This window comes from Streptomyces sp. NPDC002536 (assembly GCF_053594995.1).
The window spans coordinates 33,913-59,335 of record NZ_JBSFWU010000041.1; the positions used below are offsets into that span (position 1 = coordinate 33,913).

20 protein-coding genes are annotated in these 25,423 nt (G+C 69.6%); 9 read left to right on the top strand and 11 right to left on the bottom strand.

Annotation, left to right across the window (positions count from 1 at the left end):
* Positions 1 to 2: 2 nt before the first annotated feature.
* Both ACWD4B_RS17215 and ACWD4B_RS17220 read right to left on the bottom strand, forming a co-directional pair.
* Entirely contained in the window at positions 3 to 377 is a 375-nt protein-coding gene (locus ACWD4B_RS17215; RefSeq protein ID WP_451421508.1) for a CU044_2847 family protein, read from the bottom strand.
* Positions 378 to 497: 120 nt separating this feature from the next.
* Positions 498 to 1,946, bottom strand: a complete 1,449-nt coding sequence (locus tag ACWD4B_RS17220; RefSeq protein ID WP_451421509.1) for an MFS transporter — start codon at positions 1,944 to 1,946, stop codon at positions 498 to 500.
* Between the two features lie 667 nt (positions 1,947 to 2,613).
* Here ACWD4B_RS17220 and ACWD4B_RS17225 point away from each other — a divergent pair.
* The 7 genes from ACWD4B_RS17225 to ACWD4B_RS17255 are packed head-to-tail and all read left to right on the top strand — an operon-like array spanning position 2,614 to position 9,552.
* The gene (locus tag ACWD4B_RS17225) at positions 2,614 to 3,360 is read left to right on the top strand and encodes a tRNA-dependent cyclodipeptide synthase (RefSeq protein ID WP_451421510.1); all 747 of its coding nucleotides are present in this window, start codon (positions 2,614 to 2,616) and stop codon (positions 3,358 to 3,360) included.
* A gap of 2 nt (positions 3,361 to 3,362) precedes the next feature.
* Positions 3,363 to 4,340, top strand: coding sequence for a 2OG-Fe(II) oxygenase family protein (locus tag ACWD4B_RS17230; protein WP_451421511.1), 978 nt, complete (start codon positions 3,363 to 3,365; stop codon positions 4,338 to 4,340).
* Positions 4,337 to 5,296, top strand: coding sequence for a 2OG-Fe(II) oxygenase family protein (locus ACWD4B_RS17235; protein WP_451421512.1), 960 nt, complete (start codon positions 4,337 to 4,339; stop codon positions 5,294 to 5,296). The genes ACWD4B_RS17230 and ACWD4B_RS17235 overlap by 4 nt, the downstream gene beginning before the upstream one ends.
* Entirely contained in the window at positions 5,293 to 6,768 is a 1,476-nt protein-coding gene (locus ACWD4B_RS17240) for a cytochrome P450 (RefSeq protein WP_451421513.1), read from the top strand. Before ACWD4B_RS17235 ends, ACWD4B_RS17240 begins: the two co-directional genes overlap by 4 nt.
* A 17-nt stretch (positions 6,769 to 6,785) precedes the next feature.
* Positions 6,786 to 7,727 (top strand): 2OG-Fe(II) oxygenase family protein, encoded by a 942-nt coding sequence (locus ACWD4B_RS17245; protein ID WP_451421514.1) that lies wholly within the window; start codon positions 6,786 to 6,788, stop codon positions 7,725 to 7,727.
* A 23-nt stretch (positions 7,728 to 7,750) separates the two neighbouring features.
* Positions 7,751 to 8,662 (top strand): 2OG-Fe(II) oxygenase family protein, encoded by a 912-nt coding sequence (locus ACWD4B_RS17250; protein WP_451421515.1) that lies wholly within the window; start codon positions 7,751 to 7,753, stop codon positions 8,660 to 8,662.
* Positions 8,659 to 9,552, top strand: a complete 894-nt coding sequence (locus ACWD4B_RS17255; protein ID WP_451421516.1) for a 2OG-Fe(II) oxygenase family protein — start codon at positions 8,659 to 8,661, stop codon at positions 9,550 to 9,552. Before ACWD4B_RS17250 ends, ACWD4B_RS17255 begins: the two co-directional genes overlap by 4 nt.
* On the opposite strand, the gene ACWD4B_RS17260 is transcribed toward ACWD4B_RS17255, so the two are convergent.
* The 6 genes from ACWD4B_RS17260 to ACWD4B_RS17285 form a co-directional block, all read right to left on the bottom strand.
* Positions 9,546 to 10,181, bottom strand: coding sequence for a pyridoxamine 5'-phosphate oxidase family protein (locus tag ACWD4B_RS17260; protein WP_451421517.1), 636 nt, complete (start codon positions 10,179 to 10,181; stop codon positions 9,546 to 9,548). The genes ACWD4B_RS17255 and ACWD4B_RS17260 overlap by 7 nt on opposite strands.
* 37 nt (positions 10,182 to 10,218) lie before the next feature.
* Positions 10,219 to 11,334 carry a globin domain-containing protein gene (locus ACWD4B_RS17265; RefSeq protein ID WP_451421529.1) on the bottom strand — a complete coding sequence of 372 codons (1,116 nt, stop codon included), beginning with the start codon at positions 11,332 to 11,334 and terminating at the stop codon, positions 10,219 to 10,221.
* Positions 11,335 to 11,929: 595 nt separating this feature from the next.
* The gene (locus ACWD4B_RS17270; RefSeq protein ID WP_451421518.1) at positions 11,930 to 13,603 is read right to left on the bottom strand and encodes an FG-GAP-like repeat-containing protein; all 1,674 of its coding nucleotides are present in this window, start codon (positions 13,601 to 13,603) and stop codon (positions 11,930 to 11,932) included.
* Positions 13,604 to 13,652: 49 nt separating this feature from the next.
* The gene (locus ACWD4B_RS17275; protein WP_451421519.1) at positions 13,653 to 14,882 is read right to left on the bottom strand and encodes a transglycosylase family protein; all 1,230 of its coding nucleotides are present in this window, start codon (positions 14,880 to 14,882) and stop codon (positions 13,653 to 13,655) included.
* 114 nt (positions 14,883 to 14,996) lie between these two features.
* The gene (locus ACWD4B_RS17280) at positions 14,997 to 16,337 is read right to left on the bottom strand and encodes an FG-GAP repeat domain-containing protein (protein ID WP_451421520.1); all 1,341 of its coding nucleotides are present in this window, start codon (positions 16,335 to 16,337) and stop codon (positions 14,997 to 14,999) included.
* A 274-nt stretch (positions 16,338 to 16,611) separates the two neighbouring features.
* On the bottom strand, positions 16,612 to 16,890 hold the full coding sequence (locus tag ACWD4B_RS17285; RefSeq protein WP_451421521.1) for a hypothetical protein: 279 nt from the start codon (positions 16,888 to 16,890) through the stop codon (positions 16,612 to 16,614).
* Positions 16,891 to 17,305: 415 nt separating this feature from the next.
* On the opposite strand from ACWD4B_RS17285, the gene ACWD4B_RS17290 reads away from it, so the two are divergent.
* Positions 17,306 to 18,253 carry a LuxR C-terminal-related transcriptional regulator gene (locus tag ACWD4B_RS17290; RefSeq protein WP_451421522.1) on the top strand — a complete coding sequence of 316 codons (948 nt, stop codon included), beginning with the start codon at positions 17,306 to 17,308 and terminating at the stop codon, positions 18,251 to 18,253.
* A 105-nt stretch (positions 18,254 to 18,358) separates the two neighbouring features.
* On the opposite strand, the gene ACWD4B_RS17295 is transcribed toward ACWD4B_RS17290, so the two are convergent.
* Both ACWD4B_RS17295 and ACWD4B_RS17300 read right to left on the bottom strand, forming a co-directional pair.
* Positions 18,359 to 19,564, bottom strand: coding sequence for a globin domain-containing protein (locus tag ACWD4B_RS17295; RefSeq protein ID WP_451421523.1), 1,206 nt, complete (start codon positions 19,562 to 19,564; stop codon positions 18,359 to 18,361).
* A 335-nt stretch (positions 19,565 to 19,899) separates the two neighbouring features.
* The gene (locus ACWD4B_RS17300; protein WP_451421524.1) at positions 19,900 to 22,638 is read right to left on the bottom strand and encodes a discoidin domain-containing protein; all 2,739 of its coding nucleotides are present in this window, start codon (positions 22,636 to 22,638) and stop codon (positions 19,900 to 19,902) included.
* Positions 22,639 to 22,905: 267 nt separating this feature from the next.
* Between ACWD4B_RS17300 and dhaK the strand changes: the two genes are divergently transcribed.
* On the top strand, positions 22,906 to 23,898 hold the full coding sequence (gene dhaK, locus ACWD4B_RS17305; protein ID WP_451421525.1) for a dihydroxyacetone kinase subunit DhaK: 993 nt from the start codon (positions 22,906 to 22,908) through the stop codon (positions 23,896 to 23,898).
* A gap of 303 nt (positions 23,899 to 24,201) precedes the next feature.
* Here the strand turns inward: dhaK and ACWD4B_RS17310 are convergent, their stop codons facing one another.
* Complete coding sequence (locus tag ACWD4B_RS17310; RefSeq protein ID WP_451421526.1) at positions 24,202 to 25,128, bottom strand: MurR/RpiR family transcriptional regulator; 927 nt, start codon at positions 25,126 to 25,128, stop codon at positions 24,202 to 24,204.
* Between the last annotated feature and the right edge of the window lie 295 nt (positions 25,129 to 25,423).

Genomic DNA, 25,423 nt, shown 5'->3' on the forward strand with positions numbered 1-25,423 from the left:
GCTCAGCCGACCGCGCCGTTGGCGCTGACGGCCCTGGTGACCGGCAGCGCCTCGGGGCGGTCCGCGTCCCACTCCAGCGTGAGCGTCAGGGATGCCTCGCCTGCGGTCTTGGCGAGGAACACCCCGGCTTCCGCCGAGAGTTTCATGCCCAGTTCGAGGGTGATCCGGCTCGGCCGGCTCGGGAGGTCGGCGAGCCTGCCGACGACGGCGTGAGCCGCCTCCCGCACACTGTCCAGACCACGCTCCAGGGTCTGTGCGGCGTGCGGGACGGCCCCGTTGCCGCCGCGGGCGACGCGGACGACCGCCTGCGGATCATCGTCGATCTCGACGAGCACGGAACCGCCGCTTTCGAGCGGCACACTCAGTAAGTTGGGCATCGGCTGCTCCCCCTCGTTCTGTTCCGTTGCTTCGGTTGCTTCCGTTGCCGACGGAACGTGTGGAACGTGCGGGGCACGCTAGCGAGTCGCGCGGCGCCGGGGACGGTGTTCGCGGAAGCCTCACCCGTGCGTGCGACGACGTGGTACGGCCGAACCAGCGGGACCGTACGAGCTGTCGGGGCCGCTCACTACGTGCTCCTGAACCGGACCACCCGGCACCCGTCGCCTCCGCAGCCACAGCAGGAGCGCCAGGCAAGCCGCCAGACAGCCCACGGCCGTGGCCAACAGCGCAGTCTGGATGGCCGATTCGACCCCCGCGCCGTCCTGCGGGTCTGCCACCGAGCCAGTCAGGCCGACTCCCAGACCGGCCGCAACCGTGATGACGGTCTTGGTCACGCCGGACGCCTCGCCGGCCCGCTCCGGCCTGATGACCCCCTGCGTGGCGACGAGCGTGAGGGCGTTGCCCATGCCCAGCACCGCGGCGCCCACGGTGGCGACGATCAGGTACACGGCCAGTCGCGGTGCCCACACCAGTTCCCCGAGCATTACGGCACCGATGCCCAGGCAGGCGGCCATCACGGCGACCGCGCCACGGGGCGCGACCCGTCCGGCCAGTGGGCCGGCGACCGCCATCGCCACGGCCGGGGCGAGGAAGGCGATGCCCGCGGTCGCCACCGACAGATGCCAAGGCCCCTGCAGCGACAGCGGCACCACGAAGAGGAACATCACGGTGGCGGTGTTGACCACCGCTCCGGCGAGTGTGAGGGCGATGTAAGGCCCGTTGCGGAAGAGGCGGAGTCTCACCAAAGGTGCGGCCGCACGCCGTTCGCACCGCACGAACCAAATCAGCAACAGCACCACCAGGACCAGGAGCGCGGCCGTGCGGTCCGTCAGCCAGCCCCACCGCTGCCCCCGGTCGACGAGAACGGCGAGGGCAGCCAGCGCGGCTGTACCGGTGAGAAGGCCGGCCCGGTCCACGGTGCTCGGCCCGCTCGTGTCGCGGCTCTCCGGCGCGCGGGACGCGCACACGGCACCCAGGACGGCGAGCGGCACGTTGAGCCAGAAGACGGCTCGCCACGACACCGCGTCCGTGAGCATCCCGCCGACGAACGGGCCGCAGGCGGTGGCGATTCCGCCGACCCCGAGCGCCCAGCCCGTGGCGCGTCCGCGCAGGTCGGCGGGGTAGATGTTGGTCAGCAGCGCCAGCCCGACAGGCATGACGAGCGCGGCACCGGCACCTTGCACCACGCGTGCGACGACCAGCGAAGCCAACGACGTCGCCAGTGCGCACGCCAGCGACGATGCGCCGAACACCGCCAGACCGACGACCAGCAGCCGCCGCCTGCCGAACAGGTCGCCGAGCCGCCCGGCGCCGAGCATCAAAGTGCCGGTGGCGAGCAGGTAGGCACTCACGGCCCATGGGAGATCGCCCTCCCCCGCGTGCAGGTCCTGGCCGATGCGGGGCAGGGCGAGGTTCAGGGCGAAGGCGTCCAGCTGGATGCAGAACACGCCCACGGACATGGCGAACAGCGCCCATCGCGCGCCGCCGACCGGGTTGAGTCGGTGCATTCCCCGGCATCCTTTCTCAACTTCTCGCTGCGCGAGCAGCGCTGCTGCGCTGCTGCGCTGTCATCGTGGATTCGTTTCGTGATGCGTGAGGGATGCGTTGCGCGACCGGAACGTCGGCTGCACGGCCAGACCTGTCGCGCGGAGAACCGGCGGGAAACGGGCCCGACGAGCGGTGCCGGTTCCACCGGTGAAACGGCTTCGGGCTGCCTGCCAGGAGGCCATGGGCTCTCGTACTGGCGTGGGCCGGAAGCGTCTTCACCGTATCCGACGCACAGGCGGCTGCCAAGCCTGTTCCGCTGCTGCGCGGGACACGCAGTTGGACACCCATGCGAAAGAATCGAGCCATCCCGGAGACGGAGATCGCTACCCGAAGCCCCGCCGGTCCGGCAACATCCATGGTGAATGCATCCAACTTGACCAGGGGCGTTGCAGACGCAAGCACTTCGCGTTCCGTCAGACCGAAACATGCCCCTCGGGGATTGAAGATCGACTACGGCCTCTGTTAGCAATTGACGGCGCTCGGGGACGACACGCAGACGACACGCAATGGAATCCGTCCCCGATTCTCGACGTGCGAGCACGCACCTCACCCCACCCCCAACCTCCTTCCCTCTTGGCGCCCACGAGAGCAACCACCCGCATTCCACGACCGAACCAGGCTGGTGCAATGCCGTTAGACGCCCAGAAAGTTCCCACCATCGGTCAGACCACGCCGCCGAACCGCAGGACGCGTTACAAGGCGGAAATCGGCTTCGTCTCACCCCGAACGAGCAGAGAAACCTTCGAGCAGCACGACACCTGCTTTCTCGGGGTGAGCCTGGAAAACAGCAACTTCACCATGCCCAAGCTCGCATCCATGGTGAAGTGGATATCCCGCCGGTTCGCCCACTGCACCGTGCTTATCGGCGACAGCATCCACCGGATCACACTGGAATCCACCCGCGCCATGGCGCCCGAGCAGGCCCGCGACACCGCTCTCCACCTGGGCCGGCAGTTCATGACGGACGCCCGGCAGGTGTTCGACGACCACCGGCAGAGCACCGACTTCACCTATCTGACCTGCTCCGAGGTACAGAACTGGGAAACCTGCGCAGATTTCCACGACCGGCTGCACAAGTTCTTCGCCGATGACGACGCCTTCCGCTCCTCCGTCGAGTCGTTCGGCCGTTCCTACCATTCCAAACGCTCCGCCGGACTCACCGAGGCAGAACAAGAACAGCGCATCCGGATGTCCTCGGACTACTTCCTGGAGGAGTTCGCGATCTTCGCCTGCCTCCGACGACTCGGCCTTCCGGTGATGGTTTATCCCGGCTCCTTCAGCACGCTCTCCGAGATTGCCAGGGGGCTGCATCCGGATGCACCGCAGGAGTTGCGCGACCTCATCGTCGTCTCACTCCACCTGAAAGGCAGGTGACCATGGAGTCCGCGCAGCACGGCATCGTTCCCCGCATACAGCGGGGCAGGATCTACCGGAACGTCTACGCGAAGCGGTCCAAGGGCCAACAGGCCCTGGGCGAGGCACGCCTGGAAAGGGCCAGGATCACGGACGGCGGCGCACTGGAGTTCACGGACGCCACGGCCCGTGACCGTGCCTTCCGGGACGGCGTCTTCCATCTCGAAATCCCCCGGGACATCGGCGTCCCGGCCGGCGACACCTTCGCCCGGCAGTTCCACGAGGGCCCGTCCGCCGAACCCTACGGCCGGTTCCAGCTCGTCGGCAGCGAACACTTCGGCGACCCCCTGCTGGGATTCCACCAACGCGTCGACCAGATCGAGCAGTTCCTGCTGGAACGCCGGTTCTGGGCGGGCCACTATCCGCCGGAGATCGCCGCGCTCGGCGAAGCACTGACCCTGTTGTCGCGCCAGGTCCTGTGCTCGGTGCTGGCCCATGTCGGCATCCCGGAAACTGACTGGCGCCGTGCAACCGGCGGCTGTTCCGGGGCCGAGGGCTCCTACCACCTGACGTTCAACCACTACCGCCCGACGCTCGACGACATCGGGCTCAGCTCGCACAAGGACGACGGATTCCTCACCATCCTGCGCACCACCTCACCGGGACTGGAGGTGAACCGCGCAGACCGCTGGGAGACCGTCCCGCCGGACCCCGACTGCTTCATCGTCAACTTCGGTCTGTCGATGGAGATTCTGACGGCGGGCAGCGGCACCCCGGTGGCGGCCATCATGCACCGGGTGACCCGACAGAACGCCGACCGGTCCAGCTTCGGGCACTTCAGCTCCAGCGGCTGCGTACCGGGAGAGGACGAGGGCATCCACCGCTACATCGCGGGCCACGGGCTGGAGCGCGTGTGCGGTTCCCGTGAACTCATCGACGAGAACGACCACGAGATCTACGCAGGAACCGACGCCCCTGAACCGGAAGGAGAACCCGCATGACCGCAGAACCGCACAGCGGTGCGCCCCCGGCCGGTCACGCCCACGCCGTTTCCGGCACCGGTGCCATGGCGTTGCAACGCGCCCGGACCGCAGGGCCCGCACTCGTCTTCGACACCCCCGACGGCCTGACCCGGTCCCTGGCCGACGGCTGTTTCCGCCTGGCGGTGCCCGACGGGTTCGACCCGGCCCCCGGCATCACCCTCTGTCGGGAGTTCCACCGCCCGGCGACGGACGGCCCCGCCGCCCTGCGGCCCTATCGGGGGTTCCGCGAGCTGGAGGGCATCTACTTCGACCGCGAGCACTTCCAGACCGAGCACCTGCTGATCGACGGCCCGGACCGGACCCGGCACTTCCCGCCCGAACTGTGTGCCATGGCAGAGCACATGAGCGCCCTCACTCTGCTGGTGCTGCGGGCCGTGCTCGACGGGCTGGGTGTTCCCGAGGCGCTGTTGAACCGGGTCACCGGCGGCGCGGTGGAGGGCCGCGGCATCCATTGGTTCGCCGCGAACCACTACCGCTCCGAACGCCCCCGGCTCGGCTGCGCCCCGCACAAGGACACCGGCTTCGTGACCGTCCTCTACATCGAGGAGCCCGGACTGGAGACTTCCGTCGACGGGGCGTGGGTCCCGGTCGACCCGCTGCCGGGCCACTTCGTGGTCAACTTCGGCGGCGCCTTCGAACTGCTCACCGCGGCCCTCCCCCAGCCGGTACGGGCCATCACGCACCGCGTCCGGCAGTGCGTACGCGAGCCCGGCGCGCCGGACCGCTTCTCCTTCGCCGCCTTCGCCAACCCGCCCGCCACCGGTGACCTGTACCAGCTCCGGCCGGACGGGGCGGCGCACGCGGTGCGCAGCTCCGAGGAGTTCCTGCGCGAGTTCAACGCCGAAACGTGGTCCGACGGGTACACCGACTTCGGGATCGCCGAACCGGCCGCCGCCCGGGGCGGTGCCCGGTGACCGTGACCCCGCGCCGTCTGGAGGCACCCTTCCCCGGGCTCCTCGCCCATCACCCGGGCCCGGACCCGGCCGACGGCCACGAGCAGGCGTTCCACGAGGCCACCGTCGTGCGGGGTGAACCCGCCTCCGAGTACTTCCGCGCCTCGGGGATCAGCGCGTGCGCGGAGGCCAACGGCGGGATGTGCACCTTCCGGATGGGGCGGAGCACCGCCGTCTACCAGATCACCAACGCGCCCCTGGCGGACGAGGAGGCGCTCGCACCTTCGACCGACGCCAACCGCGACCTGTTCGGGGACTTCATGGGGTCCCTGGACCACGACCACCCGGACCGGCCGGCCAAACGGGCCGCCGTGGAGCGCTCGCTGGGCAACGCCAAGTTCGTGGAGCAGCTGGAGCCGCACATCCGGCGGCACACGGCCGGGTACCTGGCCGGGGTGGCCGGCCGCGAACTGCCGCTGGACGACTTCGCCCTGTCGCTGGTGGCACACGTGGACAGCATGGTTCCCGGCGTGCTGGACCTCACCGAGCATCCTCTGCCGGAGTACCTGCACTCGCCCGAGTACGGCGAGGTGGTCCGGGGGTTCTTCGACCTGGCGTCCGACGTCATCAGCAACGTCAACCCGGATGCGATGCGCCAGGTCGACGTCATCGTGCCGTTCGTCCAGGACCTGCTGACGTCGAACTTCCTCTCGCTGTCCCACGCTCCGGAGAGCAACCTGATCCGCCGCTACTTCGCCCTCTGGCGGATCCCCTTCACCCGCAAGGGCATCGATCAGCTGGACATCGCACGGTTCAAGGAGCTGGGCACGGTCGTCGTGGCGACGTACGACACCACGGCGCTCAGCCTGCTGTGGGCGCTGGGCCATCTGGAGACGAGCCCTGAGGTGAAGGCACAGGTCGTCGCCGAAGCCCGGTCCCGGCAACGGCCGGAGAGGACGTCGGGCAGCACGTGCCCGCACACCGGGCCGTCGGTCACCGAACTGGCGGTGCTGGAGGCCGTACGCCTGGGCGGCAGCAACCCCTGCGCGCTGTGGCGGCGCACCACCCGCCCGTTCGCGCTCCACCACCGGGGTGCCGAAGTGACCGTGCCCGCCGGCACCATGATGTGGCTGGACCGGTGGCAGGCCAACCGGGACCCCGCGGTCTTCCCCCGCCCCGGTCGCTTCGACCCGGACAACATCCGGGCCATCACGCGCTCCGGCCGGGAGACTCTCTCGTCTCTGCTCTCACGCACCCGCTACGAGATCAACTCGTTCAGCATGGTCAACACCCAGCGTAATCCGCGCAAATGCCCCGGCCGGCTGTTCTCGGTGCGCATGCAGGCAGCCGTGCTGACCGAGCTGTACGGCCGCTACGACGTCACTGCACACGGCATCGATCTGCGGCTGAGACACCAGGCCGCCATGCCCCGCCCTGCAGGCACGGGAACGATCACGATCCAGGACACGACGACCCAGGACGTGACGAGGTGACGAGGGAGCCGACGCCCATGACCACCCACGATTCTTCGACGTCCAGGCCTCCGGTGGACCTGCCGCGCATGCCCAGCGAGCAGGAGACACCGGCGGGCTGCCCGTCCGTACTGCTGGAGCGCTGCCGACTGGCCGGCGAAGAGCTGGTCTTCGACCGCCCGGACGGCTTCGACCGGGCTCTCGCCCAGGGCTTCTTCCTGATCGAGATGCCGGACGGGACCGACCCCGCCCCCGGCGACCACTTCGCCTCGCACTTCCACGAGGACCGGTCGGGCGACACCATGGACCGCTATCGCGGCTACCGCGACATCGAGGTGCCGGGGCCGTACCAGGGATATTTCGACCGCGAACACGACCAATGGGAGAACTTCTACATCGAGCGGGCCCATTGGGGCCTGCTGCCTGCCGAAGTCGCCGCGCTGGGCGAGCAGATGACCGGCATGGGCGTCGCCGTCCTCCGCGCAGTCTTCCGGCACCTGGAGATCCCACCGGCGCTGTGGAGCCGGATCTCCAACGGCCTGACCGACAACGGCGGCCACCGGATGCTGGCCTTCAACCATTTCCGGTCCGCCAAGCCCGCCCGGGGTTCGAAGTTCCACCGCGACTCGGGCTGGGTGACGGTCCTCCGCTCCGTCGAACCCGGCCTGCTCGCACTCGTCGAAGGCCGGCTGGGCGCCATCGACCCCCAGCCGGGCCACTTCATCGTGAACTTCGGCAGCTCGCTGGAGGTACTGACCGAACGACTGCCGCAACCGGTACGCGCCAACGTGCACGGGGTGGTCTCCACCCGGCGCGGACCGGGCCGCCCGGACCGATTCTCGTACGTGACGTTCCTCGACTCGGCCCTCGACGGCAGCGTGTACCGCTTCGAGGGCGGCGAGCCCCGCAGAGTGCAGTCGGTCGCGGATTTCGCGACGCAGGAAGTCGAGCGGACGTACGACGACACGAGCGCCCTGTGACAACAGACGGGAGAACCGAGGACATGACCACGACCACGACCGTCGTGCCGGAAGAGGACCACCTGACCCTGCCGTCGGCGCGGGTCGAGGCAGGCCGGCTGCGCTTCGACACTCCGGACGGCGCCGAACTGGCGTTGCGCCTGGGTGCCTTCAGCCTGGCCGTGCCCGAGGACCTGGACGTCGCCCCGGGGGTGGACTTCTGCCGCAGCTTCCACCTCCCCGCCGAGGACCGCGACGACCGGCACCGCGGTCACCGCGAGCACGGCCACCCCGAGTCCAGGCTGGGCTACGAGGACCGCCCCGACCAGGTGGAACAACTCCAGCTGGAGAGCTTCCTGTGGGAGAAGTACCTCCCGGGCGAGGTGTGCTCGGTACTCCACCGCATGAAGGAACTCACCCTCCGAGCCCTCTACGGTGCCTTCGACGCAGCGGGCGTCCCGGCAGCCGACCGCGAGGTGATCACCGGCGGGGCCCGGCAGGACACCGGGCTCTGCTACACCACCGTCAACCACTACCGCTCGGGCCTGAGCGACCGGGCCGGCATCGTCGAGCACTCCGACAGCGGTTTCATCACCGTCATCTGCACCGACCAGCCGGGCTACGAGATCCTCCACGAGGGCCGCTGGCTACCGGTGCGCCAGCCCGCCGGCCACTTCACCGTCAACCTGGGCGATGCCTTCCGGGTCCTGACCGTGAAGTCGCGGCGACCGGTCACCGCCGTCTACCACCGCGTACCCGAACTGCACCCGGACCCGCCCGCGGTGGACCGCTCGTCGTTCACCGTCTACATGGGCCCGCGCTACGACATGACGCTCTACCAGTACGACGCGGACGGCGCCCTGCTCCCGTACCAGAACTTCCGCGACTTCTCGGTGGAGAAGGCGAAGGAGCTGGGCTACGAGTTCCACTCGCGGATCGGGGCGGGGAACCGATGAGCGGGACGCAGGCGGCGTGGCAGCGTGCCGAACTGCGCGGTGGGCAGCTGCGGTTCTCGGCCGATGACGGCCTGGAACGCGCCCTCCGGGACGGCTTCTTCTACATCGACCAGCCGTCGGGCCTGGACCTGACCGCCGGGGACCGGTTCGCCCGCAGCTTCTACCTGCCGGCGGAGGCCGACGACCCCTACCGCGACTTCCGCAACTGGCGGTCGGAGCAATTGGGCGCGCACCAAGGCTACTTCTGCCGGGATGCCGACCAGACGGAACAATTCTTCCTGGAGAAGAGCTGGTGGGAAAGGGTCTACCCGGCTGACCTGGCCCGCCAGGCGACGGTCATGCGCGACGTGGCGCTGGACATCCTGCGCGCCGTACTCACGATCTTGGACCTCCCGCGCGACCTGTGGGACCAAGCCACGGGCCACAGCCTCACGAAGCTCGGCACCCACACCCTCACCTTCAACCATTTCAGGCCGGATGTCCCCATGCGCGGCCTCAACGTCCACAAGGACTCGGGCTGGGTGACCGTACTCCGCTCCACGGAACCGGGCCTGGAGGTGGACCGGGACGGTACCTGGCACCCGATCGACCCGATACCGGGAACCTTCATCGTCAACTTCGGCTGCGCGATGGAAATCCTGACCCGCAGGACGGCCGCCCCGGTGGCAGCGGTAGCTCACCGGGTGGTGCAGCAGCCACCCGGTGCGGGCGCCAAGCCCGACCGGTTCTCCTACGCCCTGTTCGTGGACAGCAGCCTGGACGACGCGGTCTGCCCGGGGCTGTTCCGCTACGAACCGGAGGTCGGGCTGCAACTGGAAACGGGGTTCGGCCGGTTCCTGGACGAGATCCTGGACAACACGTACCGGGATGACGGGGTGGGGCTCTATTGACCGTTGCGAGCAGGAGCAGCAACCACGCGCCCCGCACGTGACGTGGTGAAGTAGTCCGAGTCCTTGGGCCTCCCCGCGTCCCGCCCGGCAGGGCGCGGCCCCGGCTCCAGGTGAGGAATGTGCTTGGAGCAGTGGACGTATGCCTCCTCGACGGTCAGGTGAACCCACATCTCCGGACTGCGTCCGCCCGGCGCGACGTCCATGGGCAAGTCGGGATGGGCACTGCGCAGGTCCCTGTCGTGGTAGAGATGCGCCACGCCGTTGACGTGAAGCCCCACATGGTGATGCGTGAAGTCCACGAAGAGCATGCCGAGATGGGGGTTTTCCAGCATGTTGCCCGCGCTGGCCATGACGCCGTTCCCGCGGAATTCGGGGTAGGCGAGCGTGCGGTCGTCGATCACGTGGACAAATCCCGGTGGGCCGGCCCGAAGGCTGGCATCACACTCTCCACCTGAGTCCGCAGTGGCCAGGAAGACCATGGCCTGACGGCCGATGAAGTCCCGCATCTCGGGCGTGAGATGAGGGCGTACCTGTTGGTCGTAGAACCGGGCTGCACGGTCGGCGGTGCCCAGGTGGTGCTGCAGTTGGTGCTCACCCGCTGATCCGAAAGGCGGCGGAGGCAAGGTCACGAGAGGGTCTCCTGGCAAGGCGGCCGAGAGGTACGGCTCAGGGAGTGGACAGGACGGGCGTCTCGAACGGGTCGAAGTGGATGCGGTGGGGCGGGGTCCCGTTGAGGGTGAGCGTCTCCCTGGCCGAGGCGACCATCCGGGCCGGGCCGCTGAGGAAGACGTCGTGCCGGTACCACGGTCCGTACCCGGCCAGGACGTCCGGCAACGCCCCCCGGATTCCGGGGATCTGCTCGTGGGAAACCGCGCCCTTGACGGTCAGCCAGTGGTTCCGTTGGGCCATGCGGAGCAAGTCGTCGAACCCGTACAGTTCGGCCACGGTCCGGGCACCGAGGAACAGGTCCACCTTGTGGTGTCCCCCTCTGCGGGCCACTTCTTCGACGAGCGCGCGGATCGGGGCGTAGCCGGTGCCGCCGGCCACGAAGAGCAGTTCGCGGCGGTCGGCCGCGTCCAGGACCATGTCGCCCGCTGGGGGGCCGAGCCGGACCACGTCGCCCACCGACGCCCGGTGCACCAGTGCGTTGCTGACCCGGCCGCCCTCCACTGCACGCACGTGAAAGGTGAGGGTGCCGTCCTCGCGCGGCGCATTGGCGACGGAGTAGTAGCGCCACTGCTTCGGCCACCAAAGGGTCTCGATGCTCGCGTACTGGCCTGCGGCGAACTCGTAGGGGATGTGCGTGCGTACCGTGATCTCGGCAATGCCGTGGCTGCGTGCGACGCGGTGCACCACCGTGGCGGGCCACGCGGCGGGCCGTACCGCCTCGTCCTGCTCGGCTGCGCTGATCATCACCTGGGCGACCGCGCCGTACGCCTTCGTCCAGGCCGCGGCGATCTCCGGGGTCCATGCGGGGCCGGCGTAGCGGGCCAGAGTGTCGAGGAGGCACTCGCCCACAGCCGGAAAATGTGCGGCGAGCGTACCGAACTTGCGGTGGTCACGGCCGAGATGCCCGCAGAATCCGACAAGACTTTCGGGTTCGTCGACCAGCTCCACAATCCGCAAAAGCGCGCACAACAGGCGATCGCGCTGGGGATCCATCCCCGGCGGGAACATCGGACGGACTTCCGGATAACGGGCGAACAGGATGGCATAAAAGTAGACCGTTATCTCCCCCGCAAAGGGCTCGACCGCCGACAGGGAACTCCTCAGGAGGCCCACCTCGTGATCCGACAAAGGCGCCTCGACGGCCTGCGGCTTCGGTTTCGGCTCCTCGACGGACAGGGCCTCGGCGGGCGCCTCGTCCTCCCAGGATGGGCGCGTGGGTCTGCTTCTGCTCGGGCGAACGAACCGGAACTTCAAGGGGGTGCCGCCCCTCCCCCGTCCGCTGTTCTACTTGATTCCCATCCGAAGGGAATGGCAGGGGAGTTATTGCACGGGGCCGACATGAATCCTCTTTGGTGTGCAGAACCGACGAAGCGGACTAGACGCTTCCGGATGTCACACGATCCTGAACGAGGACCACGAAGCGGGAAAGAGTGATACCCACTAGAGCTCAGGGCGGGATCTTGTCGAATTTCCCCGGCCGAATCCGACCGGTGTACCGATTTTTGGCACAAAGAGAGCCGGGGGCGGCAACCGCCCCCGGCCTTCGCTCCGCTCCTCCCGGCACGCTGCCCAACGGTCACTTGGGAAATTCCTGTGCGGGTCTTGGCATCGGCATTGCCCCGCACCTCCACCCGCACAGCGTGACGCCACGGCCGAGTTGCCGGGGCAGCATCGGGTCCGCCCCAGCGGCAACGACAACGTCGTCGGCTCAGAACATCAGCTCCCCCTCCGGGTAACCGTTGCCGATCCTCTGCCTGGGCGCGTAGCCGCCCTTGCCGTCACCCTTGTACAACCACAAGTCACCCGCCGCATCCCGCCCCACCAGGTCGGGACGGCCGTCGCCGTCGAGGTCGCCGGGAGCTGCCACGGCGGTGTACGCCTGCCAGCCGCTGCCGATCTTCTGCCTGGGCGCGTAGCCGCCACCGCCGTCACCCTTGTACAACCACAAGTCACCCGCCGCATCCCGCCCGACCAGGTCGGGGCGGCCATCGCCCGAGAGGTCGCCGGGTGCCACGAGGGCGGTGTAGATCTGCCAGCCGTTGCCGATCTTGACGGGCGCGGCGTAACCGCCCCCGGCCGAGCCCTTGTACAGCCACAGGTCGCCTGCCGTGTCCCGGCCGATGACGTCGGGGCGGCCGTCCCCGGAGAAGTCGCCCGGTGCCAGGAGGGCGTCCATCGTCTGCCAGCCGTCGGCGACCTGGACCCGCGTGCCGCCCGAGTAGCTGCCCGTGTCGGTGTCGGCCGGGTAGCGCCACAGCGCTCCGGCCTTGTCGGCGGCGATCACGGTGTTCCCGTCATGCGCGGCCAGCCGCATGATGTTCCAGCCGGTGCCCACCTTGCACGCGCCACCGACCGTGCCGTCCGGCCGGCCCGCGTAGCGGAAGAGGCCGCCGGACGCGTCCCTGCGGAGGACCGCGCCCGCCCGCGGGTCGAGCGGGCCGCAGTCGGCCCAGTACGCCGCGCCGCGCAGCAGCCGGTGGTCGGAGACCTTGGTGTCCAGGGGGAGCACATCGGCCTTGACGCCCTTGAAGTCGCGTGCGGAGACGAAGAGATAGTCGATCTTCCGACGGCCGAAGGTGGCATCGCCGGAACGGCAGCGGCTCCTGGAGGGTGCGCAGACGGTGGCGAAGCGGTCCTTGTCGGTCTCGTCGGCCTCCAGAAACGTGCCCTGGCCGCCGTCTCCGATGCCTGTGTCGTAGAACGCGGAGAGGGAGGCAGACCGCGGCTGGTCGTTGAAGTCGCCGCCGAGGACGACGGGGATCCCGACGTTCTCCCATTCGGCGGTCTGCGCCGCCAGTTTGCGGGCCTCGGCCGCGCGGCGGGTGTCGTCGGTCTCCCAGTAGAGGTGCACCGAGCAGGCCCAGTTGACCCGGTTCTGGACGTAGTTCTTCACGCAGGGGCTCTTGATGGGCTCATTCTCGCCGCCTACGGTCAGGTCGAGCACTTTCGTGTCGGTCACCGGGCCCTTGGCGAGGACGGCCATCCCGTAGTCCGCCCCGCCGCACACCGCCTCCGTCTCCTTCCCGGCCTTCGCCCCGCGGCCCGGAAGCGTTGCCGTGTACAGGCCGTGGAAGCCGAGCGGGGCCAGCCGCTTCTCGATGGCGTCGTACTGCGGCCGGCACACCTCCTGGAGGAAGATCTGATCGGCACCCCAGGTGCCGACCGTGGCCTCGTCGACGACCGTGTCGATGCGGCGCTGGTCGTCGTACCCCTTGGCGTCGGTGCACATGTTGCCGCAGATGTTGTAGCTGACGAACCGCAGAGGCGGGGCGTTGCCCGCGGAGACGGCGTCCGCCTGGGCGGCCGGTGCGGTCACGAGCCCGCCGGCGCACAGCGCCAGCAGGGAACCCGCAGTGGCCGCGAGGGAGTTGAGGCGTCGCACAACTGACTCCTGTGGGGGTGGAGGTGGATGAAGAAGAGGACTCGGCCCTCTACCAGTTCGTACCGATCTGCACCCGGGATCCGCCGGTGAATCCGGGGCCGGCGTAGCGGTAGAGCTTGTGGTCGGCGGGGTCGATGGCGAGCAGGTCCGGCACACCGTCGCCCGTGACGTCGCCGATGCCCGTGATGCCGCTCATGGAACCCCAGTTGGTACCGATCTTGACCTTGGTGCCGCCGTTGTAGTTCGGCCCCGAGTACCGGTACAGGTCGCCCGTCTTCTTCTCCACGGCGATGATGTCGGCCACCCCGTCACCCGTCAGGTCACCGACGCCGACGATCGTGGAGTGGACGTTCCAGCCGTTGCCGATCTTCACCCGGGCGGAACCGCCCGAGTAGTCGGGACCCGAGTAGCGGTAGAGGTCGCCCGTCTTCTTCTCCACCGCGATGATGTCCGGCACGCCATCACCCGTCAGGTCGCCGACCGCGGTGATGTTCGTCATCGAGTCCCAGCTGCTGCCGATCTTCACCTTCGTGCCGCCGTTGTAGTGCGGGCCCGAGTAGCGGTACAGATCACCGCTCTCCTTGTCGACGGCCAGGATGTCCGCCACACCGTCGCCGGTCAGGTCACCGACGCCGACGATGTCGCTCATGCCGTTCCAGCCGTAGCCGAGCTTGACGCGCGAACCGCCGCCGAACGAGGGGCCGGAGTAGCGGTACAGGTCGCCCGTCTTCTTCTCGACCGCGATGATGTCGGGCACCCCGTCGCCCGTCAGGTCGCCGACCGGCGTGAGGTTGGCCATGTTCGATTGGGGGGCGGGGGGCTCCGCCGGGAACGGGTCGGCGTGGTCGCCGGCGAGACCGGCCCGGGCACCGCAGCTTCCCCAGGCACCCGCGCCCTGCGTGGCCAGGATCTTCTCCGCGATCCGTATCTGCTGCTCCTTGCCGGCCTGGTGGGGGTACGCGGCGTACTGCGTGCCGCCGAAGGCGTCCCAGGTCGGCTTCCAGATCTGCAGGCCACCGTAGTAGCCGTTCCCGGTGTTGATGCTCCAGTCGTCGGTGGACTCGCAGTGCGCGACCTTGTCCCAGGTGGCGACGGAGGCGGCGGCGGCCGGCTGCGCGGCGAGCAGGGAGACGCCGAGCGCGGCGACCGGGACGGCCACCAGAGCGGCCCGCAGGGACGCGCGAAGGGGCCGGCGTTGCGGGGAGTCTGCCGTCGTGCGGCGCGTCCGGCCTGCGTTCGGCTCCGTGTGGCGGTCCTGCTGCTGCGGCTGTACGGACATGGGCGGCTGTGCGGACAAGGTGAACCTCGGTTCTGTGCCGGTGGGGAAGGGTGGGCGGCACCCCGCGATGCGTCCGGCGGCGGACGCATCGCGGGGTGAAGGGCGTTGCGCCTGCTACCAGTTGGTGCCGATCTGCACTCGGGAGCCGCCGGTGAAATCGGGGCCGGAGTAGCGGTACAGCTTCTGGGTCGACTGCTCCACGGCGATCAGGTCCGGGATCTTGTCGCCGTTCAGGTCGCCGACCCCCGCCATGTTGATCATGGAATCCCAGTGGGTGCCGATCTTCACCTTCGTGCCGCCGTTGTAGTTCGGCCCCGAGTAGCGGTACAGGTCACCGGTCTCGTTGTCGACGGCAATGATGTCGGCCACCCCGTCACCCGTCAGGTCACCGACGCCGACGATCGCGGAGTAGACGTTCCAGCCGCTGCCGATCTTCACCCGCGAACCGCCGCTGTAGTCGGGGCCGGAGTAGCGGTAGAGGTCGCCCGTCTTCGTCTCGACCGCGATGATGTCCGGCACCCCGTCGCCCGTCAGGTCGCCGACCGCGGTGACGTTGGACATCGCGTCCCAGTGGCTGCCGATCTTCACCTTGGAACCGCCGTTGTAGTTCGGCCCCGAGTAGCGGTACAGGTCACCGGTCTCGGCGTCCACGGCAATGATGTCGGGGACGCCGTCACCGGTCAGGTCGCCGACTCCGACGATGCTGCTGATCGAGTTCCAGCCGTAACCTATCTTCACCCGGGCGGAACCGCCGGTGTAGTCGGGGCCGGAGTAGCGGTAGAGGTCGCCCGTCGCGGTCTCCACCGCGATGACGTCGGTGATCCCGTCGCCGTTCAGGTCGCCGACTGCGGTGACGTTCGTCATCCCCTTGTCGGGCACGGACACCGGCGTTTCGAGGACGTGGTTGTAACGGTAGGGCTTGAAGCCGTTGTTGTTGATGTAGCTGCGAGAGTACGTGGTCTTGCGGGCGTTGGTGCCCGGTCTGGCGTGCTCCATGATGTTCGCCGTCGTGTGGCTCGAGTCCGTCCAGCCCGTGAAGAGCACGACGTGGCTGTTGATGTTGTTCAGCGCGTCGCCGGGCTGGAGGTCGTCCAGGCTGCCGAGCCGGGTGGAGTACTGGGGAAGCGTCCAGGTGGTCGCGCTGGTGGGCAGGCGCCAGGCCATGGACACCAACCCGGAGCAGTCGGTGCGGTAGTTGCGTCCCTGGAGGTCCGGGTAGTAGCCGGACTGGCTGTAGGGGACGCCCTTGTCGATCCAGTACTGCACCCGTTGGATCATCTCGGTGCGGCCTATCTCACCTCCGATCTCCGAGGGGGCCGCCGCTGCGGCCTTCGCCACTGCCGTCTGTGCGGCGGGAACGGCCTGGGCGGGGACGGTGACGCCGAGGACGACGGCCCCGAGCACCGCGGTCAGCAGAGCCGAGCGGACGGTGGCGCGTCGTACGAATGCGGACATGCGGGATCTCCTTGACGGCGGAAAGCCGGATGGAATTGAAAGGAACCGGATGGAACTGGACGGAAGGGCGCGGGACGCGTGCGGAACGGAGGCCGCAGCAGGGCGATCGGCGCCGCGCGGTGGTACGGCCCGTGAAAGCCGGGCACGGAAAGGCGCGTCGAAGGCACCGGGGCAGGACGGCACCGGCCCCGGGCGAGGGCAGCCGGGAGCCCCCGGCGAAGCGAAGTCCTGACTGGGCGTCAGCACCCCGTCAGCGGGTTCAAATGGGCGGAGTTCAGATGGACGGAACCACGGCCGTGTAACCGTGGGCCGCGAGCGGCTCCCGCACGAGCGCGAGGAGCCCGTCCGCGCGGGCGAGTGCGGCGACGTCGGTGTCGGCGTGGAGAAAGAGGACGATCTCCATGCCGGCGCCGCTGGGGCGGACCCGCACATGCTCCAGGCCGTCCTCCGGGCCCGTGTGGGCCCAGAAGAGGTCGTGCAGCAGCTCGGCTCCGCGCCCGGCCGGCACCCCTTCGTCTCCCGCCCCGAGCAAGCGGGCGCGGACGAAACGCATGCGGCTCAGTCCCAGCCGATGCCCGAGCAGGAACCGGCGGCCCGCGAGGTGCCGACGAGGCCAACGCGGAAAGGCCGCAACGCGAGGGCTGCGACGGCGGTGCGACGTGTGATCCAGTCCAACGGAATCCCCCTGATATCCGGAAGTGGAACGGCCGGGACATCGTGGGCCGCTTGCTGCACCGGCCCTCCCGGTGATCTTCATCCTGCCGCACGGGGCAGATGGGGAGAAAGGGAATCAGGTGGCACCAAGGTGGCTGGCACTCAGCTGCCACGCCCCGGGCTTCATGGGAATTCCTTTACCATGGACCAGGGCGCCATCGAACGCGTGTGCTTGTGCCTTGCGCGCCCGAGAGGGGGGAAACGTGCTGGCTGCGCTGGGGCTCGACACAGCGACGGAACACGTGTATCGGGGGATGCTCAGGTACCCGAACGCGGGGGTCGCCGACCTGAGCCGGCGACTCCTGCTCACCGAACAGCAGTTGAGGGACGCGCTGGACCAACTGGTCGACATGGAGCTGCTCCAGTCCTCCCGCGAGAACCCGAACCTCCTGCGCGTGGTCAACCCCGAAGTGGGGCTGGAACTGCTGGTGCGCCGCCGGGAGCGCGAACTGGCACGCCGCCAGGAGGAGCTGGCCCGCGGCAAGGAGGCGGTCGCCCGGACCGTCGCGGAGTTCGCGGCGTTACGGTCGGACTCCCAGGTGGAGGTGGCCGAGCGGCTGGTCGGACTGGACGCCGTCCAGGGCCGCCTGGAGGCGCTCGCCCAGGAGGTCACCGAGGAGTGCCTGGCCATCAACCCCGGCGGAGCGCAGTCGAAGGCCAGCCTGGACGCCGCCCGGCCACTGGACGAGGACGCCCTCGCCCGCGGCGTCCGGCTGCTGACCCTGTACCAGGACAGCGCGAAGAACGACCCGGGCACGCTCTCCTACGCCCGCTGGATCGATGACATGGGCGGCCAGGTCCGTACCCGGCCGGTCGTGCCGCCCCGCCTCCTGGTGTTCGACCGCAGGACGGCCGTCGTCCCCCTCGATCCCGACAACTCCCGCCTGGGCGCGGTCTGCACCAGCTCGCCCGGCATCGTGGCCGCCCTGGTCACCCTCTTCGAGCAGGCCTGGGAAACGGCGAGCCCGCTCGACACCGACGGACGGTGCAGAGCCGCGGACGAGGATGCCGAGGCCATCGCCCCCGCCGAGCGGGAACTGCTGAAGATCCTCGCATCGGGTCTGACCGACGAGGCGGCGGGCAAGCGGCTGGGGGTCTCGCTCCGCACCGTCCGCCGGCAGATGGCCGCGCTGATGGAACGGCTCGGAGCGACCAGCCGGTTCGAGGCAGGCCTCAAGGCCGCGCAACGGGGCTGGCTCTAGGGGGTGTCCGTCAGGTCAGGGCGGCTGCCGCGGCAGTTCACCGGGAGCAGTTCAGCGAGTGCCGGTCGCGGTCTCCCAGAGGTGGCCGGCTGACAACACCGCGGCTCACGAAGCCGACAGGCCCGAAGCCCCGAACGGGTCGTGGTGGATGCGGTGCGGCGCCGTGCCGTTGAGGATGAGCTTCGCCTTTGCCGAGGCGATCATCTGGGCCGGGCCGCTGAGGAAGACGTCGTGCTCGTACCACGGGCCGTACTCGGCCAGCACGTCCGGCAGCAGTCCCCGGATTCCGGGGATCTGTTCGTGCGAGACCGCGCCCTTGACCGTCAGCCAGTGGTACCGCTGGGACAGGCGGAGCATCTCGTCGAACCCGTACAGCTCGGCCACGGTGCGGGCGCCGAGGAACAGTTCCACTTGATGGCGGCCCCCTCGGCGGTCCACCTCGTCGACGAGTGCGCGCATCGGGGCGAGGCCGGTGCCGCCGGCCACGAAGAGCAGTTTCCTGTGGCCGGCCGCGTCCAGGACCATGTCGCCCGTCGGGGGCCCCAGTCGGAGCACGTCGCCCACCGACGCCCGGTGCACCAGCGCACCGCTGACCGAGCCCCCGTCCACTGCGCGCACGTGAAAGGTGAGCGTGCCGTCCTCACGGGGCGCGTTGGCGACGGAGTAGTGGCGCCAACTCCTCGGCCACCAGGGCGTCTCGATGCTCACGTACTGGCCTGCGGCGTACGGGTAGGCGCTGTGCGGGCGCACCGTGATCTCGGCGATGCCGCGGCCGCGCGACACGCGGTGCACCACGGTGGCGTGCCACACGGCGGGCCGTACCGCCTCGTCCTGCTCGGCCGCATCGACCATCATCCGAGCTACCGCGCCGTACGCCTTCGCCCAGGCCGCGGCGACGTCCGGGGTCCATGCGGAACCGGCGTAGCGGGCCAGGGCGTCGAGGAGGCATTCGCCCACGGCCGGGAAGTGCGCGGGACGGGTGCCGAATTTGCGGTGGTCACGGCCGAGATGTCCGCAGAAGCGAACGAGGCTTTCGGGGTCGTCGACCAGATCCACAATGCGCAGGAGCGCGCCCAGGAGACGGTCCCGCTGGGGGTCCATCCCTTCCGGGAACATCGACCGGACTTCGGGATGGCGGGCGAACAGGATGGCGTAGAAGTAGACCGTGATCTCCCCCGCGAGGGGCTCGACCACTGTCAGGGAAGACCTGATGAGCTCTGCCTCGTAGTCCGACAGAGGCGCTTCGACGGTCTCCGGCATTGCGGCGGACAGCGCCTCGGCAGGCGCCGGGACCTCCCGGGAGGAAGGCACGGGTCTGTTGCCCTGACGAGTGAACCGGAACCTCACGGGGTCGGCGCTCCCACGTCCTCCGGCTTGCCGGATCTCCGTCTGGAGTGAGCTGCAGGGGAATCGCACAGGGCCAGCATGAGTCCTCATCGGAGTGCGGAGGCGACGAAGCGGAGGGAGCGCTTCCGGGTGTCACACGATCCTTGATGAGGGCCACGAGGCGGGGAAGAGAGGTATCCGCCAGAACTCGGGCCGGGAACTTGTCGATTTGCCCAGGCCGAATCCATCCGGTGTACGGATTTGGGGTACATATCGAGCCGGGGGCGACAACCGCCCCCGGCTTCCGCTTTTCCGGTGTGCTACGAAACCTTTACTTCGGCAATGCCCGTACGGGACTCGGCAGCGGCACGGCCCCGCACTGCGACCCGCACATACCGCGCCGTCCCCGGCAGGTCACGGGCGCTCCGCCAGTGGCGCCCGTCCGCCGACAACCGGACGTCGTACGAGAGCGGCGCCGGCCCGCTCCACGTCGGGGTGACCTTCCTGATCCGCACGGCCTTCCCAAGATCCACCGTCAGACTCCCCTCCGCACCGTCCGGCACCCACGCCGTCGCCGGGTTGCCGTCGACCGCCGCGGCCGCGTACATGCCCGGTTCCTCCGAGGAGGCGGTGGCCGTGGCACAACGGGCCGGATCGGCCGTCGGGGCGAGGTCCGGGCGGCGGGTCTTGAGGACCACCGGAGCGGTCCTGGTCAGGGCGTGTTCGCCCTGGGGGGTGTCGAGCGTCATCGCCGCACCATCCGTGAGCCGGACCGTCGTCTCGTGGGCGCCGATCGCGACGTCGTACGTGCGGCCCTGCCAGCGCAGCCCGCGCAGCGTGACGCCGCGACCGAGTTGCGGGGGCAGCATCGGGTCGAGGTGGAGCCGGTCCTCGCGCATCCGCATGCCGGTCAGGCCGTGCGTGAAGACCTGCAGAAAGCCGCCCTTGCCCGTGAGGAAGTCCTGCGCGGGCGAGCCGGCCAGCGGGTCCTCGGCCCCCGCCTTGGCGCCGCGGGCCTCCGAGAACTCCGCGAACGGGCCGCGCACGAACGGCCTGATGGAGCGCTGCAGGTAGGTGTACGTCGAGCAACCCGGTTCGTCCGCAGCGGCAGCGGCTATGGCGTGCACCGAGTCCGTCATGGCGGGGCCGTCGGGGTCGGTCCGCCGGGCGTAGTAGTCCAGGGTGCCGGCCGCGGCGCCCGCCGGCATCGGCCATTCCAGGGGGTACGTGAGCAGCACCGTGTCGGCCTGCTTGATCCTGCTGCCGCGGTAACCGTCGTACTGGAGGAAGACCTTGCGCTGCGCGTCGTACGGGATCCTGATCCGGTCGGCGATCGCCGTCCACTCCCCCGGGGCGCGCTCGCCCAGCAGCTGTGCGGCGCGTGCGGCGTTGCGCAGTGCGGTGACCGCACCGGCGTTGGTGAAGACGGCGTCGTCGACACCGTTGCTGTACTCGTCGGGGCCGGCGGTGTTCTTGATGGAGTAGCTTCCGTCCGCGTTGCGGCTCACGCGCCCCGCCCAGAACTCGGCGATGCCCTTCATCACCGGCCAGCCGCGCGTGCGCAGCCAGTCGGTGTCACCGGTGGCGAGGTAGTACTGCCACGTGGCGAGGGATATGTCCGACTGAAGGTGGATCTGGGTGCGGCAGTGGGGCGGGTCCACGCTGTGGCACTCCTGGGCCAGGTCGCCCTTGCTGCCGCTGTTCCAGGGGTAGAAGAGCCCCAGGTAGCCGAGCCTGCGGGCGTTCTCGCGGGCCCCGGCGAGCGTCCGGTAGCGGTAGTCGACCACGGTCCTGGCGAGGTCGGGGGTGCTGGCCAGCAGGGCCGGGTACATCCAGGTCTCGGCGTCCCAGAACACCAGGCCCGCGTAGTTGTCGCTGGTCAGCCCGGTCGGGGCGATGCTGTTCCCGGCGCCTTCCCGGGTGCTGGACAGCAGCCCGTACCGCGCGGAGCGCACCCACGCCTGCAGGTCGCTCCGGCCCGGTGTCTCGATGTCCGACCGCCAGAGCCGGGCCCAGGCGGCGGAGTGGGAGCGCGCCAGTCCGTCCCACCCGCGCCGGGCGGCGCGCTGTGCGGCGGCGGTGGCGTCCTGGCGGGGCGCGTGCGAGGTCAGTGAGGTGTCCACGCCCACGTACTTGGTGAGTTCGTACGCGTGGCCCTTGCGGACGGGGAAGGCGACCGACTGCCGTGCGCTCAAGTCCCTTGCCGTATCGGCGATTCCGGCCTTGGATGCGTGCACACCGCGCCCGGCGCGCAGGGTGGAGGCGACAGCGCCGTCGGTGTCCGTGCCGTCGGTGCGGAAGGCCACGTCCATGGTGCGGCCATCCCCGGCCGGTCCGGATCCCGCAGTCCGGTCGCCGCCACCGGTCTGCCGGATGCGCCGTGCGCCGCGCCCGTCGATCAGGTCGGTGACGGTGGCCTCACCGCTCCAGCGCGGGGTCATGCTCAGCCGTACGGCGCCCACGTGGGGGTCGTTGCGGTCGGCGAGCACCTCGTAGACCAGGTCGGTCTTCCGTCCGTCGGCGGCGGTCCAGGTCAGGGACGTCCGGACGATGCCGCAGTGCAGGAAGAGGGTTTGGCGGTACCCGGATATTCGGCCCGGTTTCGTCGAAGAGTTGAAGGTATCGCCGTGTTCACCGCCGGTACCGACGGTGAGCGCGGTCCAGTTGGGCAGGGCGGCGACGGCCTGCCGGTCCCCTGCGGTCTGCCGGTTGTGCGCGTAGAGCCCGGACACGAACGAGCCGTCGTAGCCCGGGGTGAAGAGCGGCCAGCCGGTCTTGGCACTGCTGTCGGTGTAGCCGGCGCCGTTGGGCGGTACGCGCTGGCCCAAGTAGCCGTTGCCGACGTAGGCGTGGTGGGTGTCGCCGGCATCGATGCGGGTCGAGTCGAGTGTCCAGCCGTTGCCCGTGGGGCAGTTGCCGACGGGGGCGGCGGTTGTGGGAGGTTGCGGTGCGGATACGGCGGCCGCGGGCGGTACGGGGGCGACGAGCGCGCCCACGAGCAGCAGTGCGGACAGGCGGGCGGGACGCAGCCGCGCACGTGCGCCGGGAGAGTACGTCATTGTTCTCCGTCGTCTTGATCTCCTGCGAGAGTCCCGCGACCTTAAATTTAATGAACGCTTAGCGTCAACAGCCGTGCTCTTTCATGCAACTTCCGAAGCCATGCGATCAGGACGACGGCGTGCGCAGCATCCCTCCGGTGACGTGACACGAGCGGCCCGGCAGGTGTGCGGGGGCGGACACCGGAGTCTCCGCACAAGCAACGCACCGGACGTGACGCTCACTCGGCTACCGTGTCCGAGCACTCCGACGACCCTCAGGAGACCGTTATGAAGATGCTCATCAACGTCCCCGAAACCGTGGTCCCCGACGCCCTCCGCGGTATGGCCGCCGCCCATCCCGAGCTCACCGTCGACGTCGAGCGGCGCGTGGTCGTCCGCCGCGACGCGCCCGTCGCCGGCAAGGTCGGGCTGGTGTCCGGCGGCGGGTCCGGGCACGAACCGCTGCACGGCGGGTTCGTCGGGCCCGGCATGCTCGATGCCGCCTGCCCCGGCGAGGTGTTCACCTCGCCCGTCCCCGACCAGATGGTGCGGGCCGCAGCCGCCGTCGACAGCGGCAAGGGCGTGCTGTTCGTCGTCAAGAACTACACAGGCGACGTCCTCAACTTCAACATGGCCGCCGAACTCGCCGAGGACGAGGGCATCCAGGTCGCCAGCGTGCTCGTCAACGACGACGTCGCCGTGACCGACAGCCTCTACACCGCCGGCCGCCGCGGCACCGGTGCCACGCTCTTCGTCGAGAAGATCGCGGGCGCGGCGGCCGAGGAGGGCGCGCCGCTTGAGCGCGTCGAGGCGGTCGCGCGCCGCGTGAACGAGTCCTCGCGCAGCTTCGGCGTCGCGCTCACCGCCTGCACGACGCCCGCCAAGGGCAGCCCCACCTTCGACCTCCCGCCCGGCGAGCTGGAGCTGGGCGTCGGCATCCACGGCGAACCCGGGCGCGAGCGGCGGGCGATGATGACCTCCGGCGAGATCGCGGACTACGCGGTGGGCACCGTGCTGGAGGACCTGAGGCCCGGCGGCCCCGTGCTCGCGCTCGTCAACGGCGCGGGCGGGACACCGCTGTTGGAGCTGTACGGCTTCACGGCCGAAGTCCACCGCGTGCTGCGCGAACGCGGCGTCGCGGTCGCCCGGACGCTCGTCGGCAACTACGTCACCTCGCTCGACATGGCCGGGGCCTCGGTGACGCTGTGCCGGGTCGACGACGAACTGCTGCGGCTGTGGGACGCGCCGGTACGGACACCGGGGCTGCGCTGGGGGTGTTAGCTGTTTACCGGCGGGCCCGGCCCAGGGGGTAGACCGGCCCGCCGGAGGGTGTCCGAGGGGAGCGGACGACCCGAACGGAACACGGACGGGGCGATGAGGAGGTTGTCGTCCCTTGGTGCTCGTCCTCTTGGCGCAGGGGGCTCGCCGTCACGAGCGCTGCAGCCGGCTCCAGCCCTTCCGGCCCAGGCGCCACGTGCAGTAAACATATATACCGCCGAGTATGCAAGGGCATGAAAAAATTCATGCGGTCCGGAGGGCCGCGAGAGCCCTGCCCGGGCCTGTGGAACCGGCCCGTCGGCCCTGTCAGCCCTCGAAGAAGAAATCGTGCTGCTCGGCGGCCTGCTCGTACTTCTCCAGCCTCAGCTGTGTGCGCTCGGGATCCGCGTCGGCCATGGCCTGCAGGAGGGCCGCGGAAAGGATGCCGGGCGCCGCGTACGAGTCGAAGACGAGCCGTGAGCCGGTGCCGGCGGTGAGCGTCACATCGGCCTCGTCCACCAGCGGCCCGAGTGTCAGGTCCGTGATCAGTGCGACGCGCAGCCCCGTGCTCCGCGCGGCTCGCATCGCCGCCAGCGTCTCCTTGGCATGCCGTGGCATGGCGAACGCCAGCACCCATGTCCCGCCCGCCTCCCGCGCCTGGAGCAGCGCGTCATAGGCCACGCTGCCGCCGCGGGAGACCAGGCGTACATCCGGGTGGATCCGTTGTGCCGCGTAGGTGAAGTACTCCGCCAGCGAGAGGGAGATCCGCAGGCCGAGGACGGTCAGCGGGACCGAGCGGGCGAGCTCGCGGCCGATGTCGAGCACTTGGCCGGTGTCGGCGAACACCCGGCGCAGGCTTTCCAGGTTCTCGATCTCGGCGTCGACGGCCGCCTGGAGTTCATTGCGGCGGCTGTCCTCCCTGGCCTCCGGGTGGCCTGCGACCGCGCTCAGGGCGAGGGGCTGCAGGGCCTCCCGCAGTGCCGGGTAGCCGTTGAAACCCAGGGAGATCGCGAAGCGGGTCACCGACGGCTGGCTCACGCCCACGCGCTCCGCGAGGTCCGTGATCGACAGGAACGCGGCCTCGGTGAGGTGGTCGGTGATGTACTGCGCGATGCGCCGCTGAGCGGGAGACAGCCGGTGGCCATCGAACAAGGCACGGACCTTGTCGGCGGGCGGCGGCTCCGGCTGCTCGGGCCGCCTGCCCGGCGTGATCGCGGATGACCGCGCGCGTGCCCGCTGCTGTCGTGATGGCACCGATGTGCCTCCTTCTCACCTTTTCCGCTCAACATAGCCGACTCGGCACACGTGCCAACGGCCAGCGTTCCGGCGACCGCCAGGGCGGCCCGGGCCCGTCCCGGCGGAAGCGATTCGAGCAGGAGGGCATGCCTCAGACGGCAGCACGCATCCCCGGCGCAGGAAGCCGGCGGGTCCGGCTTCCTGCGCTGCCCGGGTGTCGGCCCTACTTGGCGGCGGTGCGGAGCCTGTCGAGCTGCTTGTTGACGATGTCCTCTTCGGGCATGCCGGGGTTCTTGAGGGCCGAGTTGGAGAC

What these genes read in the sequence shown, in the direction of transcription:
- ACWD4B_RS17300 (WP_451421524.1), bottom strand. Translation starts at nt 22,638, where the DNA reads ATGACGTACTCTCCCGGCGCACGTGCGCGGCTGCGTCCCGCCCGCCTG.
- ACWD4B_RS17275 (WP_451421519.1), bottom strand. Translation starts at nt 14,882, where the DNA reads ATGTCCGTACAGCCGCAGCAGCAGGACCGCCACACGGAGCCGAACGCA.
- dhaK (WP_451421525.1), top strand. Translation starts at nt 22,906, where the DNA reads ATGAAGATGCTCATCAACGTCCCCGAAACCGTGGTCCCCGACGCCCTC.
- ACWD4B_RS17290 (WP_451421522.1), top strand. Translation starts at nt 17,306, where the DNA reads ATGCTCAGGTACCCGAACGCGGGGGTCGCCGACCTGAGCCGGCGACTC.
- ACWD4B_RS17245 (WP_451421514.1), top strand. Translation starts at nt 6,786, where the DNA reads ATGACCACCCACGATTCTTCGACGTCCAGGCCTCCGGTGGACCTGCCG.
- ACWD4B_RS17250 (WP_451421515.1), top strand. Translation starts at nt 7,751, where the DNA reads ATGACCACGACCACGACCGTCGTGCCGGAAGAGGACCACCTGACCCTG.
- ACWD4B_RS17225 (WP_451421510.1), top strand. Translation starts at nt 2,614, where the DNA reads ATGCCGTTAGACGCCCAGAAAGTTCCCACCATCGGTCAGACCACGCCG.
- ACWD4B_RS17220 (WP_451421509.1), bottom strand. Translation starts at nt 1,946, where the DNA reads ATGCACCGACTCAACCCGGTCGGCGGCGCGCGATGGGCGCTGTTCGCC.
- ACWD4B_RS17230 (WP_451421511.1), top strand. Translation starts at nt 3,363, where the DNA reads ATGGAGTCCGCGCAGCACGGCATCGTTCCCCGCATACAGCGGGGCAGG.
- ACWD4B_RS17235 (WP_451421512.1), top strand. Translation starts at nt 4,337, where the DNA reads ATGACCGCAGAACCGCACAGCGGTGCGCCCCCGGCCGGTCACGCCCAC.
- ACWD4B_RS17285 (WP_451421521.1), bottom strand. Translation starts at nt 16,890, where the DNA reads ATGCGTTTCGTCCGCGCCCGCTTGCTCGGGGCGGGAGACGAAGGGGTG.
- ACWD4B_RS17280 (WP_451421520.1), bottom strand. Translation starts at nt 16,337, where the DNA reads ATGTCCGCATTCGTACGACGCGCCACCGTCCGCTCGGCTCTGCTGACC.
- ACWD4B_RS17215 (WP_451421508.1), bottom strand. Translation starts at nt 377, where the DNA reads ATGCCCAACTTACTGAGTGTGCCGCTCGAAAGCGGCGGTTCCGTGCTC.
- ACWD4B_RS17255 (WP_451421516.1), top strand. Translation starts at nt 8,659, where the DNA reads ATGAGCGGGACGCAGGCGGCGTGGCAGCGTGCCGAACTGCGCGGTGGG.